Genomic DNA, 13,073 nt, shown 5'->3' on the forward strand with positions numbered 1-13,073 from the left:
AAGGGGCGGAGTCTATGAGTATAATCAATCGTTTTTTACTGCTGATTTTATCCCTGACAGGCCTGGCTGTGGCTGGTGTGGTTGTGGCCGCAGCCACACAGGTGCTGCCGGAAAATGTCTGGCTGAAACAGGTGCATTACTTTTTGCCACGCCCGGAGACTTTGGGCGTGGCTGCCGTAATGTTCCTCATTTCCCTGAAACTGCTGCTGGCGGTGTTTAAACGGACACCAAAAGAGAAGTACAGCAGCAAAGGGGAGTATGTAATCGACGCCGGCCCGAAAGGTGAGGTGCGTGTCGCACTGGAGGCCATTCGCAGCCTGGCTGACCGTATGGCCCGTGAGGTGCATGGCGTCCGCGACGCCCGGGTGAAAATCAAAGCCAGAAACAAGGCAGAAGGCGAGGCCAGTCTTTCTATGGATATGGACCTCACTGTTGGCCGGGAGGCTGATGTCAGCCAGGTGGCCGCTACCCTTACGGAAAGATTGCAAAGCCATTTGGCCCGGACTATGGGACTGACCGATGTACCCATCAATGTGGTGGTGTCTGAGGTATCAGACCTGCAGCCGGAAAAGAAACATCGTGTGGTCTAAGGCGGTGACGGATAAATGAAGGAAGAATTGCGGCAGGTGGCAGAAAATCTGTGGCAGACTCATCGCGGCAAGACCTGTGGTGTGCTGTTGGGCATGGCCTTAGGGACAGCTATTTTGTGTTTTGGCTTTTGGCATACGTTCTTTGTTCTTTGTTGCGGCTTGATAGGTTTGTTTATCGGCACCCAGCTGGACAATGATGATAATGTTATCGATAGTGTGCGTGAGAAGGCGTGGACGTTTTTTGAACGCTTTCAGCGGTAAAAAGAGTGTAAGATATTTAGGAAGGTAAAAGGTAAGTAATGAGTCGCAGACAAGCAAGAGAAGCAGCTTTGCAGGCGCTTTTTCAGTTGGATTTAAATCATGGTGAAGAAGGGCAGCAGGAGCAGTATGAAACTCTGGCTATTGATACGGCCTTAGGCGAGGCAGAAAAAATGCCCGCCCGTGACCGTGAATATGTTAGTACGTTGGTGCGTGGCACCCGGGAAAATCTCGCTGCCATAGACAGCTTGATTGCTGCCAGCTCCAAAGACTGGAAAGTGGAGCGTATGGCTGCCGTGGACCGCAATATCACGCGGCTGGCTGCTTATGAGATTGGCTTTTCTGAGGAAAAGATAACTCCGAATATTGCCATCAATGAAGCTGTGGAACTGGCGAAAAAATATGGTACGGATAATTCCAGCCGTTATGTCAATGGCATACTCGGCGCAATGATGAATAATCTTCGTTGAGGAAACAGGCTGCCAGACCCGTAATGAGGGCTCTGGCAGTTTTGTGTGTGTATGGGGGAATTTTAGTGGCTGTCCATTCTGTCAGTGAAGTAAATCGCTATATAAAGGAACTGCTGGCCCGGGAGCCTGTCCTGAGCGGCATGCAGGTAAGAGGGGAGATTTCCAACTACAAGCAATACCCCTCCGGTCACTGCTATTTTACCCTTAAGGACGCGAGCTCGGCACTTAAGTGTGTGATGTTCCGCAGCCGGGCACAATACCTGCGGTTTAAGCCGGAAAACGGTATGCAGGTCGTAGCCGGCGGCTCGCTTTCCGTCTATGAGCGTGACGGTGTGTACCAGCTGTATGTAGACAGCCTGATGCCGGAAGGGACTGGCGATTTGGCTGTTGCCTTTGAGCAGCTGAAGAAAAAACTCAGTGCCGAAGGGCTGTTTGCTGAGGAACGAAAACGGCCGCTGCCGGCGTTTCCAAAAAAAATTGGTGTGGTCACCAGCTCGGCCGGGGCCGTGCTGCGGGATATATATCGTGTATCCAAGCGGCGCTGGCCGGCCGTACAGCTGGTCTTGTATCCGGTACAGGTGCAGGGCACGGAGGCTGCCGGACAGATTGCCCGGGGCATAGAGTTCTTTTCCCGTACGTATCCTGTAGACGTAATCATTGCCGGGCGCGGCGGTGGTTCGATGGAGGATTTGTGGGCCTTTAACGAGGAAGTAGTAGTGCGGGCTATTGCAGCCGCACAGGTGCCGCTAATCTCTGCTGTAGGTCATGAGACTGATTATACGCTGGCGGATTTTGCCGCTGATGTACGGGCGGCAACACCCTCACAGGCGGCGGAACTGGCCGTGCCGGACCAGGCCGAGGTAAGACGTCAGGTGTTGGCGCTTAAGGCGCAGCTGACACGTCAGATGCAGAAGGAAATTGCTGACCGCCGCTGGCGGCTGGAAAATCTGCTGGCGAGCAGGGCCCTGCGTAATCCGCAGCAGCTGCTGGCAGAAAAGCGGCAGCGTCTGGACTATTTGCTGGAAAATCTGCAGGCGCAGTTAAGCCTGGGACTGCAAGGGAAAAAACACCGGTTGGATATATTGCTGAACCGTTTGTCGGCTATCAATCCGACCGCAGTTTTACGCCGAGGCTTTGCCTTGGCCGTAAAGGGTGATAAAATAGTAAGCAGCGTTCACGATGTGGCGCTTGATGATGAATTGATGCTGACTTTGGCTGATGGTACCTTAAAGGTACGGACGCTGGATAAGTCATGAGGGAAGGGTGACCGTTAATGCCGAGAAAAAAGGAACTGTCCTTTGAGGAATCGCTGGAAAAGCTGGAGACCATTGTCAAAACGATGGAAAGTGGCGACAGCAGCCTGAAAGAACTCATGGAAAACTATACGGAAGGCATAAAGCTGGGGGAAACCTGCCTCAAGGAATTAGCCAAAGCAGAGGCGGCGCTGGATACAGTGGTCAGTGTGGAAGATGGTAGAGTAACGGAAACCCCGCTGGATATAAAGGGAGAATAACAATGGAATTAAAGAAAATCTGGCAAGAGAGAAGTGCTTTGGTGGAAAAAGCACTGGTGCAGCAATTAAACGAGGCAAACCCTTTGGACAAGACGTTATGCGAGTCCATGAAGTATAGCCTGATGGCTGGCGGCAAGCGCCTGCGTCCGGTTCTGCTCATGGCGGCAGCTGACGCCGTGGGGGCTGAAGGTGAGCAGTATCTGACCACGGCCTGTGCGCTGGAAATGATACACACTTATTCGCTGATTCATGATGACCTGCCGGCAATGGACGATGATGACTACCGCCGCGGCAAACTGACAAATCATAAGGTTTATGGTGCAGGCATGGCCACTTTGGCCGGCGACGCGCTGCTGACACTGGCCTTTGAAGTCATGCTGCGCCAGCAGGGCGTCAGCGCTGATAAGCTCGTGCAGGTAGTACGCGAGATAAGCATAGCTGCCGGCCCTGATGGTATGGTCGGCGGTCAGGCCCTGGATATGGAATCTGAAGACAAGCAGGTTTCTATGGATACCATGAAAAAAATTCATCTGGGCAAGACGGGGGCGCTCTTCCGGGCAGCCCTGCGCAGCGGTGCGATTTTGGGCGGTGCTGATGATAAGGCCCTGGCAGCTCTGACCACCTATGCGGATAACTTTGGCCTGGCTTTCCAGATAACTGATGATATACTGGATGTTATTGGGGACGAACAGGTTATCGGCAAACCGGTGGGCAGTGATGAAAAGAATCATAAGTCCACCTATGTGACCATGACCTCGCTGACCGAGGCCCAGAAACTGGCACAGGAGGCCGTGGACACCGCGGTAGGGGCTTTGGCTGTTTTTGGCGCTGAGGCTGACTTCCTGCGGGAACTGGTGGCTTATTTGGTAAAACGCAATAAATGATGGGATGTGGCATAATGTCATTGTTGGAGAAAATAAATGGCCCGGAGGTTATTAAACGCCTCAGCGTCAGCGAACTGGAGGAACTGGCGCGGGAATTGCGTCAGTTTATCGTGGATACCGTGGCGCAAAACGGTGGGCATTTGGCTCCCAGCCTGGGGACGGTAGAACTGACACTGGCTTTGTACAGTGTGTTTAATTTTCCCCAGGATAAGCTGATTTGGGACGTGGGCCATCAGGCATATACCCATAAGATTATTACGGGCCGCCGGGACAGTTTTCATACCCTGCGGCAAAAAGACGGCATAACCGGTTTTCCGAACCGCAGTGAATCTCCGTATGACGCTTTTGGTGTCGGTCATGCCAGCACGTCAATTTCCGCGGCGCTCGGCATGGCGATTTCCCGTGATTTAAGCGGCCGGAATAATGAGGTTATCGCCGTTATCGGCGATGGTGCCCTTACAGGCGGCGAGGCTTTCGAGGCTTTAAATCAAGCCGGCGATTTAGGGAAAAAACTCATTGTCATTCTGAATGACAATGAGATGTCCATAGACAAGAACGTGGGCGGCCTTAGCGACTATCTGTCCAGAATCCGTATTGCCCCCCAGTATAACCGCGCCAAAAAAGATGTGGGCAGCCTTATTATGAGCATTCCCCACATCGGGGACAAGGCACTGAAAACAGCCCGGGTGGTAAAGGATAGTGTACGGGCGGCGCTCGTGCCCGGCGGCCTTTTTGAGGAACTGGGATTCCACTATATTGGCCCTGTGGACGGACATAATATCAGTCTGCTGCAGGAGATTTTTGAACGTGCCCGGGAACTTGATGGCCCGATTCTGATTCATGTTCATACGACCAAGGGCAAAGGCTACCTGCCGGCGGAAACTGAGCCGGATAAATTCCATGGCATTGGCAAATTTGACAAGTCAACGGGCAAATGCCCGTCTAAAGAGTGTCCGCCGACATATACCGCTGTGTTTGGCCAGGCCCTTATTGACCTTGCCGGCAGCAACAGTGAACTTGTGGCCATTACGGCTGCTATGCCCAGCGGCACAGGCCTGAAGGCCTTTGGGGACAAATTCCCCCAGCGGTTCTATGACGTTGGCATTGCTGAGGAACATGCTGTTACCCTGGCTGCCGGTCTGGCTGCTGATGGCAAGCACCCTGTAGTGGCGCTCTACTCCACCTTTGCCCAGCGTGGCTATGACCAGCTCATGCACGACGTCTGCCTGCAAAATCTGCCGGTGACCTTGTGCCTTGACCGGGCCGGCCTGGTGGGGGCTGATGGCGCTACCCATCATGGTGCGTTTGACTTGTCATATCTGCGGCACATGCCGAATATGACGATTTTTGTCCCTAAAGATGAAAGCGAATTGCGAGATATGCTCTACACGGCGGTGCAGATGGACACGCCGTCAGCTATACGCTATCCCCGTGGCTGCGGCCTCGGCGTGGCAGTCAGCGAAGATTTTCACAAGCTGGAGATTGGCCGGGCCGAATGTCTGCAGGACGGGCAGGACGTGGCGATTTTGGCCGTGGGGACAATGGTGTCCAAGGCACAGCAGACAGCGGAGATTCTGGCACAGGCCGGCATAGCCGCTGCTGTGGTCAATATGCGCTTTGTAAAACCATTGGACGAGGATATGCTTAAGCAGCACCTTAGCGCACGCCTGCTGGTTACAATGGAAGAAAACTCCCTGCTGGGCGGCTTTGGCAGTGCTGTAGCGGAATATCTGGCTGACAATGGCCGGACTATGAACCTGCTGCGCATTGGCCTGCCCGATAAATTTGTCGAGCAGGGCACACAGGACGAATTGCTGGCCCTGTGCGGCTTGCAGCCGGAACAGATGGCAGAAAAGATAAAGGAACGATTGAAATAATGGCAAAACAACGCTTGGATATACTCTTAGTGGAAAAGGGCCTGGCTGGCAGCCGCGAGCGGGCCAAACGCATGATAATGGCCGGGGAAGTCCTCGTGGACAATCAAAAGGTGGATAAGGCCGGTGCCACGGTAAAGGCTGAGGCGGAAATCCGCCTGCTGGGTAGTGACATTCCCTATGTCAGCCGCGGCGGCTTGAAACTCGAAAAAGCCATGCAGGAATTCGGCGTGGAAATCGCCGGCAAACGCTGCGCGGATATCGGCGCCTCCACCGGCGGCTTTACTGATTGCATGCTGCAAAATGGCGCTGTACAGGTCTTTGCCATCGATGTCGGTTATGGCCAGCTGGCCTGGAAACTCCGCACCGATGAACGCGTGGTGAATATGGAGCGCACCAATATCCGCAATGTGACGCCGGACGATATCGGCAGCCTGCTGGATTTTGCCTCCATCGATGTGGCCTTTATCTCACTGACGAAAGTTTTGCCGGTAACCTATACGCTGCTTACGGATAATGGTGAAGTGGTGGCCCTGATTAAACCGCAGTTTGAGGCTGGCCGGGAAAATGTGGGTAAAAAAGGCGTGGTCAGAGACCCGCAGGTGCATGCCGCTGTTATCACCAAGGTGACGGAATTTGCCCGGGAACTGGGTTTTTGTCCGTTAGCGCTGACATATTCCCCGGTGAAGGGCCCGGAAGGCAATATTGAGTATCTCATACGTCTGACCAAGCGGAAGGACGGCGAAGATACAGTGACCGCTGAACAGATTAGCGCGGTGGTGGCCGCAGCCCATGGGGCTTTGGACAAACCCAGCGACAAATAAGGAGCTGACAATATGCGCACCATTGCTATTTTTCCCAATGTGAGCAAGCCGCAGGCACCTGATGTTTTGCGGCGCATATTAAAATTCTATCAGGATAAAGACGTCCGTCTGATTATGCCTGTGGACGAGTCCCGGTATTTTGACCTGGAGGCCTACGGGGTAGAGGATATCGAACACGTACCGGCTGACCTGGCGCTGAGCATTGGCGGCGATGGCACCCTGCTCGGTGTCTGCCGGCGCTATGGGGCTTACGCTGTGCCGGTGTGCGGTATAAATATCGGCACCCTGGGCTTTATGGCTGATATCGAACTGGGCGAACTGGAAAACAAGCTGCAGAAAATTCTCAACCGGGATTACCGCATTGAGCACCGTTTGCTGCTGGCCGGGTTCGTGAAAAGCGATGGTGAAGAACGGTTCCTGGGGCATGCCATCAATGATGTGGTGGTCACGAAGGGCGGCGTAGCCCGTATGCTGCATTTGGGGCTGTCTATCAATGATTCACACCTGATGGACTACAAGGCTGACGGCGTGATTGTATCATCACCTACAGGCTCGACGGCCTATTCGTTGTCAGCAGGCGGCCCCATTATGAGTCCTTCGATTCAGGCGTTGCTGGTGACGCCTATCTGTGCTCATACCTTTAATATGCGGCCGTTAGTGGTTGGTGAAGATGATGTGGTACACATAAAAATCGCCGCCATTCATCAGGATATCATTGTGACCTTTGACGGACAGGAGAGTTTCCGCCTGCTGCCCGGTGATGAAATAACGGTGATGAAATCCAATGTGCAGGCCGGCATAATTAAGTTTGAGGACAAGGACTATTATCAGATTTTGCGGACGAAACTCTGGAAGAATAGTGGTGCATGAATAATGAAAAGAGAAGGTGATAGCGTGAAAGGTACACGCCAAGGTTTGATAAAAAGAATAATCGAAGAGCAGATAATTGAAACTCAGGAAGATTTGGCAGAGGCTTTGCGAGCCAGCCGTATCAAGGTGACACAGGCTACAGTATCCCGGGATATCAAAGAAATGATGCTCATAAAGGTACCTACCGGCGACGGCCGTTATCGCTATGCCTATCCCTTGCAGAATACGGTAATTTTTTCGGAGGAGCGTATGCAGCGGCTGCTGCACGATACGGTGACGGGCTGTGACTACAGTGAAAACATCGTAGTGGTAAAGACACTGCCCGGGGGGGCTAATACCGTAGCGTCTGCCATTGATTATGCCAACTGGCCGGAAGTGCTGGGGACAGTGGCCGGCGATGACAATATTTTCGTAATTGTAAAGCCTAAGTCTGCGGCGCCTCAAATCGTGGAGCGGCTCAAATCCTACATGATGTAAAGGAGACGGACAGGCGATGTTAAAAACACTAACAGTCTGGAATTTTGCTTTGCTGGAACACGTTCAGGTGGAGTTTGGTGCAGGCCTTAATATTCTAACCGGTGAAACAGGCGCTGGTAAATCGATTCTCATCGATGCCCTGGGAGCCATCTTAGGTCAGCGTGTATCGACGGACGCTATCCGCACCGGCTGTGACTGGCTGCGCGTGGAGGCAGTTTTTTCCCTGGAAGAAAAACAGGCCGGCCTGCACGAATTTTTGACCAGTCAGGCCATTGATGACGCTGACGGCCTGCTGATTATCACCAGACAGGTCACCCGCGGCGGCCGGAGTATGGTACTGGTAAATGGCTGTCATATTACCCTGACCGTATTAAAACAGATAGGCGCCTTTTTGGTAGACATACACGGCCAGAATGAAAATCTGGCCCTGTTGAAAGAAGAAAGCCAGTTTGCCCTGCTCGACAGCTATGACAATGCTTTGGCCGAGGCTCTGGGCAATTATAAAAACATTTACGAAAGCTGGCGTACCAAGTGTCAGGAGCAGGCCGAAAAAGAACAGGCCTCCCGGGAATACGCTCAGCGGCTGGATATGCTGCGCTGGCAGGACAAGGAAATCAGCGAGGCGGAACTAAAAGAACATGAGGACGAGGAACTCGAGGCCAGAATCCGCAAGCTGTCCCATGCGGAAAAAATATCCGGCTATGTAGAAGAATCCTACAGCCTGCTGGAAGTAGGCCATCAGGATAACGGCGGCGTTCTGGCAGCTCTGGCCAAGGTCAGACGCAACCTTGAGGACATGTCACGTTACGATGATTCCCTGGAAAACTCGCGCAACATGGTGGAAGAGGCCTATATTTCCCTGCAGGAGGCCGCTGCCGAGCTGCGTGATTACGGGGAGTCCCTGGAGTTTGAACCAGCGCTGCTGGATAAACTGCAAAACCGCATGGATGTTATTGACAGGCTGTGCCGCAAATATGGCGCCACTATCGCGGACGTACTGGCCCATCAGCAAAAGGTGCAGGCGGAACTGGCGGATATCGAAAACTACGATGACGATATGGCCAGATTGGCTGAGGAGATAAAGCGGCTGGAAAAAGACCTGGCTGCCAGTGCCGCGCAGCTGACCAAATTGCGACAGAAAGGGGCAGCCACCCTGGGAGCTGCCATTGGCGAACAGTTGACGGCTTTGGGTATGCCGCAGGCGGTGTTTCATATCAGAATAGAGCCTGCCGGCAAGTACCTGCCTAATGGCCACGATGATGTGATGATGTATTTTTCGGCTAATCCCGGCGAAACGGAAAAGCCGCTGGCTAAAGTGGCCTCGGGTGGTGAGTTGTCTCGTATTGCGCTCGCGATTAAAACCGTGGCTGCTGCCCGGGATGACGCTGTGTCCAGCATGGTTTTTGATGAAATTGATACAGGTATCGGCGGCCGTACGGCACAGATGGTGGCGGAACGCATTGCCTTAGTCGCGCAGTACAAGCAGGTCCTGTGTATCACGCATTTGCCACAGATTGCCTGCATGGCAGACAATCATCTCTACATTGCCAAATCCAGTGCCGGCGAGTCCACCGTAACGCAGGTGCGCCCGCTGACGGAGCGTGAGCAAATCAGCGAAATTGCCAGAATGGCCTCCGGTGTCGATGTGACGACGGCCTCTTTGGATAATGCCAAGGAAATGGTCAGCCATGCGAAATTAGTAAAACAGAAATTTGCTGCAGGCAAATGAATTGAAAAACAAAAGTTTTAAGTTAATAATGTAGTATTAAGACGCCCGGTGGCTGATAATACTTTCCCTCTGCTTATGCAAGTTTGCCTAATGCGACGGGAAAGCATCATCAGTCATCGGGCTTTGTGTACGTAAAAAAGTATACATAGATTAAGTATTGCGAAAATTTGCATTATGGGTTAAAATAGGACTATAGAACTAAGAGTTGTTAATAGGAATTAAATAATAGTTGAGACCGTTTTGACAACAGCGGTTTCAGGTGGATCTGGAATCGATAAGATTCGGCCAAATAGTAGTCACTGAGAAAGTGAGGGATTACATTGGATAATTTTTATCGATGGCTGTTGTCAACGTCTTGGGCAGAGCGTTTGAGAGCCTATGCGTACATCGAGAAGGATTTGCGGCATCAAAAACGCTGGGTAATGAATGATGACAAGTGGGAAGATATGAAAATGCTGGTAGGCCAGATTATATCCATTCACTTCAAGAAGTACCCGGCTAAGGATGTCAAGGATTTTTCGCAGCGATTGACCAGGCTGTATCAGTTGTTATTAGCGCCAATGTCCGAGGAAAAAAGTCGTAACCACGTTATCAGCAAAAATTTATTGATGGATATCTATGATGAAGATGATATCGCTGCGCGGCAGACGATAAATCAGTATTTCCATCAGAAACGCCTTAAGGAAAGTCATTCGGTACTGGATAATCTGTTCTGGTGCTATGAATATATGATGGACCAGGTGATGACTCGTTATTTGGCAGTTATGGCGTAAAAAAATTCCCCTGCAGTATGTGGAATTGTGCAGGGGAATTTTTTATGTCTTTATGCTTTTACGGCGGCAGGCGATTCTGTCTTGGCTGTCTCTGCCGGTGGATGGGGGATGAAGGGCTGCAGATAGGCGAGGATTTCATCAATCTGACTGGATTTGGCTATGCCGGTCTTGCACCAAAAAGAAAAATGCTCGCAGTTGTTCAGTAATAAATTGTAGCCGTGTTCACCGATTTTGCTGCGGGCGCGTTCGACGGTTTCTCCCGGAGGGAAAGTTGTAATCTCACCGTCCCAAAGCCGTTTGATAATCCAGTCGAAGGCGCTGTATTTGGCCTTTGAATCCATGCCGTTAAGTACATACAGGGTATCGCTGTCAGACATAAACTCTGACACGCTGGTTTCCGTTACAATGCCATCACATAGCAGGGGATGACGTTCTTTGTGATAATGAATTACATGGTCATTGCCGGCGTAGATGCCAAAGTGGCGATAGCCTTTGCGCTTGACATAGACGATGTCCCCCTTATGGGCCTTGAACATAAAACTTCCTCCTTGCTCGCACATTCTATTATTTTATATATTCGCTATTGCACGGTAAACTCCTTGTACACAAGTAAATAAATAATTAAGCAGGCAGGAGATTATGATTGTGTAGCGAAATTAGATTTTATATATTGTTTTTGGAGATGAGTGACATGAAATTAGCTGTTTTGGGAACGGGCTTTATCGTAAAAGAAGGGATTTTACCAGCTTTGCAAAATGTGCCGGAGATAGAGGCAGCAGCAATTTTTGCCCGGCCGCGCAGTCAGGCAAAAGCGGAGGAACTGGCCAGACAATATAAAATTCCCCGGGTATATACGGACTATGAGGAACTGTTGGCTGACCAGGAAATTGATTTTGTTTATATTGGTCTGACCAACAGCGTGCATTATGAATATGGCAAAAAGGCCCTGCTGGCCGGCAAGCATGTGATTATGGAGAAACCTTTTGCGTCCACGGCCGCGGAGGTCAGGGAACTTTGTGAGCTGGCACTGGCTAAAAATCTGTACATGTTTGAGGCCGTAACCTTGCTGCACCTGCCCAATTATCAGGTGATTAAAGAACAGCTGCCCAAACTCGGGAAAATCACGGCCGTACAAGCCAATTATTCCCAGTATTCCAGCCGTTATGATAAATATCTGGCCGGTGATGTGCAGCCGGCATTTAACCCGGAATTGTCCGGCGGCGCCTTGTATGATATAAATATCTACAATTTGAATTTTATTGTCGGCTTGTTCGGTGCCCCGGCAGAGGCGTCATATCTGCCGAATATCGGCTTTAACGGGATTGATACCTCCGGGGTGCTCGTGATGAAATATCCGACGTTTACAGCTGTAGCGTTAGGCGCCAAGGATTCGGAGAGTCCCTGCTTTATTACCGTACAGGGTGAAAAGGGGTGGCTGCGTGCTGTGGGTGCCCCTAATGCGCTGGCGGCTGTTGAGGTATCGCTGCATGGTTCACACGAGACTACGCGGTATGAGTTAAATCGTTATCCTCATCGCATGGTACATGAGCTTAAGGAGTTTGCACGCATTTATGAGGCCGGCGATTATAAAAGTGTACAAAAAGGTCTGGATATTTCGCTGGCTGTTATGGAAACCGCAGAAAGAGCGCGTAAAGACGCCGGCATAGTATTTGGCTGCGACAAGAATGTGGCGGAAGGTTAAACGTAATAGCGCAAGGCGTTGTAAAAATAAAAGTCCCCATAAGCAGGAAATAGCAGACTGTATCACGAATAAGGACATAAAATAATTTTTTGTCACGCAGGGAGCAAAGAGGTGATATTGTGAAGAAATTTATCAATAGACCGGAAGATTTGGAAGTGGAGGTCGCACGGGGAATGGCTTTGGCCAAACCGGGACTTATTCGCCAGTTGCCGGGCACGAATATCATGGTCAGACGCAATTTAAAAAAGGACAGGGTAGCTTTGGTGTTTGGCTGTGGCAGTGGCCATGAGCCGGCACCTAACGGTTTTGTTGGCTATGGCATGCTTGATGCAGCTATTCCAGGGAAAATATTTTCTTCACCAACGCCGGATATGATTCTCAAGGGGATCAAAGAGGTTCAGAATGAGGCTGGCGTATTGTGCCTCATAGTAAATTATACCGGTGATGTTTTAAATTTCCGCATGGCTATGGAAATGGCACAGATGGAGGGCATTGCCCTGGAATCCGTGCTTATTGCTGATGATGTGGCTACTCAAAAGAACAAGTCTGTCGGACGTCGCGGTCTGGCTGGTGTAGTGCTGATAATGAAGATAGCCGGGGCTGAGGCGGAAATGGGCACGGACCTTTATGGGGTAAAAAAAGTCGCTGAATGGGCGGCTGCCGGACTGCGCACGGTAGGTGTAGCCTGCCGGCCCTGCATTATTCCTGCTGATGGTTCTCCCAGCTTTGAACTCGGGGAACAGGAAATGGAAATCGGCATGGGGCTGCACGGCGAACCGGGCGTTCTGCGGTGCGGCATGATGAGTGCCAAAGATACAGCCAAGGAAATGCTGGACCTCATTTTACTGGACTGCAACTATGAAAAAAGTGAAGTGGTGGTTCTGATAAATGGTTTAGGTGGAACGCCTATAATGGAACTCTATGTGCTCAACGAGTTTATCCATGACTATTTGGCTGAGCATGGCATACGTGTTTATGATACGATGGTTGGCAATTTCATGACTTCCATGGAAATGGGCGGTTTTTCCATAAGCCTTATGCGGCTAGACCCGCATTTGAAAGCCCTTTATGATGCAGCAGCGGATACATCAGTCTTTAAACGTTGAAGG

At 51.2% G+C, this 13,073-nt stretch carries 15 protein-coding genes; 14 read left to right on the forward strand and 1 reads right to left on the reverse strand.

Translation table 11 applies throughout. The annotated features are described in order from the left end of the window. Positions 1–14 precede the first annotated feature (14 nt). The 12 genes from amaP to DL94_RS0103230 all read left to right on the forward strand — a co-directional run bounded on the left by amaP (position 15) and on the right by DL94_RS0103230 (position 10,262). On the forward strand, positions 15–590 hold the full coding sequence (gene amaP, locus DL94_RS0103175) for an alkaline shock response membrane anchor protein AmaP (RefSeq protein ID WP_028128906.1): 576 nt from the start codon (positions 15–17) through the stop codon (positions 588–590). 15 nt (positions 591–605) lie between these two features. Continuing rightward, complete coding sequence (locus DL94_RS0103180) at positions 606–851, forward strand: DUF2273 domain-containing protein (RefSeq protein ID WP_028128907.1); 246 nt, start codon at positions 606–608, stop codon at positions 849–851. 38 nt (positions 852–889) lie between these two features. Continuing rightward, positions 890–1,318, forward strand: a complete 429-nt coding sequence (gene nusB / locus DL94_RS0103185; protein WP_028128908.1) for a transcription antitermination factor NusB — start codon at positions 890–892, stop codon at positions 1,316–1,318. A gap of 65 nt (positions 1,319–1,383) precedes the next feature. Continuing rightward, entirely contained in the window at positions 1,384–2,574 is a 1,191-nt protein-coding gene (gene xseA, locus DL94_RS0103190) for an exodeoxyribonuclease VII large subunit (protein WP_028128909.1), read from the forward strand. 17 nt (positions 2,575–2,591) lie between these two features. Further along, positions 2,592–2,831, forward strand: a complete 240-nt coding sequence (xseB, locus tag DL94_RS0103195) for an exodeoxyribonuclease VII small subunit (RefSeq protein ID WP_028128910.1) — start codon at positions 2,592–2,594, stop codon at positions 2,829–2,831. A gap of 2 nt (positions 2,832–2,833) precedes the next feature. After that, on the forward strand, positions 2,834–3,715 hold the full coding sequence (locus DL94_RS0103200) for a polyprenyl synthetase family protein (protein WP_028128911.1): 882 nt from the start codon (positions 2,834–2,836) through the stop codon (positions 3,713–3,715). A 14-nt stretch (positions 3,716–3,729) separates the two neighbouring features. Then, positions 3,730–5,592: a 1-deoxy-D-xylulose-5-phosphate synthase gene (gene dxs / locus DL94_RS0103205; RefSeq protein WP_028128912.1), complete on the forward strand. Its 1,863-nt coding sequence runs from the start codon at positions 3,730–3,732 to the stop codon at positions 5,590–5,592. Continuing rightward, positions 5,592–6,413, forward strand: a complete 822-nt coding sequence (locus DL94_RS0103210; RefSeq protein ID WP_028128913.1) for a TlyA family RNA methyltransferase — start codon at positions 5,592–5,594, stop codon at positions 6,411–6,413. The genes dxs and DL94_RS0103210 overlap by 1 nt, the downstream gene beginning before the upstream one ends. Before the next feature lie 12 nt (positions 6,414–6,425). Then, a complete protein-coding gene (locus DL94_RS0103215; protein WP_028128914.1) occupies positions 6,426–7,283 on the forward strand; it encodes an NAD(+)/NADH kinase in 858 nt (285 codons plus the stop codon). 24 nt (positions 7,284–7,307) lie between these two features. After that, entirely contained in the window at positions 7,308–7,760 is a 453-nt protein-coding gene (gene argR, locus DL94_RS0103220; RefSeq protein ID WP_028128915.1) for an arginine repressor, read from the forward strand. 16 nt (positions 7,761–7,776) lie between these two features. Beyond that, entirely contained in the window at positions 7,777–9,489 is a 1,713-nt protein-coding gene (gene recN, locus DL94_RS0103225; protein ID WP_028128916.1) for a DNA repair protein RecN, read from the forward strand. A 320-nt stretch (positions 9,490–9,809) separates the two neighbouring features. Then, on the forward strand, positions 9,810–10,262 hold the full coding sequence (locus DL94_RS0103230; RefSeq protein ID WP_156031654.1) for a hypothetical protein: 453 nt from the start codon (positions 9,810–9,812) through the stop codon (positions 10,260–10,262). Between the two features lie 50 nt (positions 10,263–10,312). Here DL94_RS0103230 and DL94_RS14050 read toward each other — a convergent pair whose 3' ends face one another. Continuing rightward, positions 10,313–10,798, reverse strand: coding sequence for a lecithin retinol acyltransferase family protein (locus DL94_RS14050; protein ID WP_051586272.1), 486 nt, complete (start codon positions 10,796–10,798; stop codon positions 10,313–10,315). A gap of 155 nt (positions 10,799–10,953) precedes the next feature. On the opposite strand from DL94_RS14050, the gene DL94_RS0103240 reads away from it, so the two are divergent. Together DL94_RS0103240 and DL94_RS0103245 are read left to right on the forward strand one after the other, a co-directional pair. Then, positions 10,954–11,964: a Gfo/Idh/MocA family protein gene (locus DL94_RS0103240; protein ID WP_028128918.1), complete on the forward strand. Its 1,011-nt coding sequence runs from the start codon at positions 10,954–10,956 to the stop codon at positions 11,962–11,964. A gap of 119 nt (positions 11,965–12,083) precedes the next feature. Beyond that, entirely contained in the window at positions 12,084–13,070 is a 987-nt protein-coding gene (locus DL94_RS0103245) for a dihydroxyacetone kinase subunit DhaK (protein ID WP_028128919.1), read from the forward strand. Positions 13,071–13,073: the final 3 nt, after the last annotated feature.

This window comes from Selenomonas sp. AE3005 (genome assembly GCF_000686945.1).
Taxonomy (GTDB): Bacteria; Bacillota; Negativicutes; order Selenomonadales; family Selenomonadaceae; genus Selenomonas_A.

Excerpts from the sequence above, each read along its gene's own strand:
- amaP (WP_028128906.1), top strand. The coding sequence starts at position 15 with ATGAGTATAATCAATCGTTTTTTACTGCTGATTTTATCCCTGACAGGC.
- DL94_RS0103180 (WP_028128907.1), top strand. The coding sequence starts at position 606 with ATGAAGGAAGAATTGCGGCAGGTGGCAGAAAATCTGTGGCAGACTCAT.
- nusB (WP_028128908.1), top strand. The coding sequence starts at position 890 with ATGAGTCGCAGACAAGCAAGAGAAGCAGCTTTGCAGGCGCTTTTTCAG.
- xseB (WP_028128910.1), top strand. The coding sequence starts at position 2,592 with ATGCCGAGAAAAAAGGAACTGTCCTTTGAGGAATCGCTGGAAAAGCTG.
- DL94_RS0103200 (WP_028128911.1), top strand. The coding sequence starts at position 2,834 with ATGGAATTAAAGAAAATCTGGCAAGAGAGAAGTGCTTTGGTGGAAAAA.
- dxs (WP_028128912.1), top strand. The coding sequence starts at position 3,730 with ATGTCATTGTTGGAGAAAATAAATGGCCCGGAGGTTATTAAACGCCTC.
- DL94_RS0103210 (WP_028128913.1), top strand. The coding sequence starts at position 5,592 with ATGGCAAAACAACGCTTGGATATACTCTTAGTGGAAAAGGGCCTGGCT.
- DL94_RS0103215 (WP_028128914.1), top strand. The coding sequence starts at position 6,426 with ATGCGCACCATTGCTATTTTTCCCAATGTGAGCAAGCCGCAGGCACCT.
- recN (WP_028128916.1), top strand. The coding sequence starts at position 7,777 with ATGTTAAAAACACTAACAGTCTGGAATTTTGCTTTGCTGGAACACGTT.
- DL94_RS14050 (WP_051586272.1), bottom strand. The coding sequence starts at position 10,798 with ATGTTCAAGGCCCATAAGGGGGACATCGTCTATGTCAAGCGCAAAGGC.
- DL94_RS0103240 (WP_028128918.1), top strand. The coding sequence starts at position 10,954 with ATGAAATTAGCTGTTTTGGGAACGGGCTTTATCGTAAAAGAAGGGATT.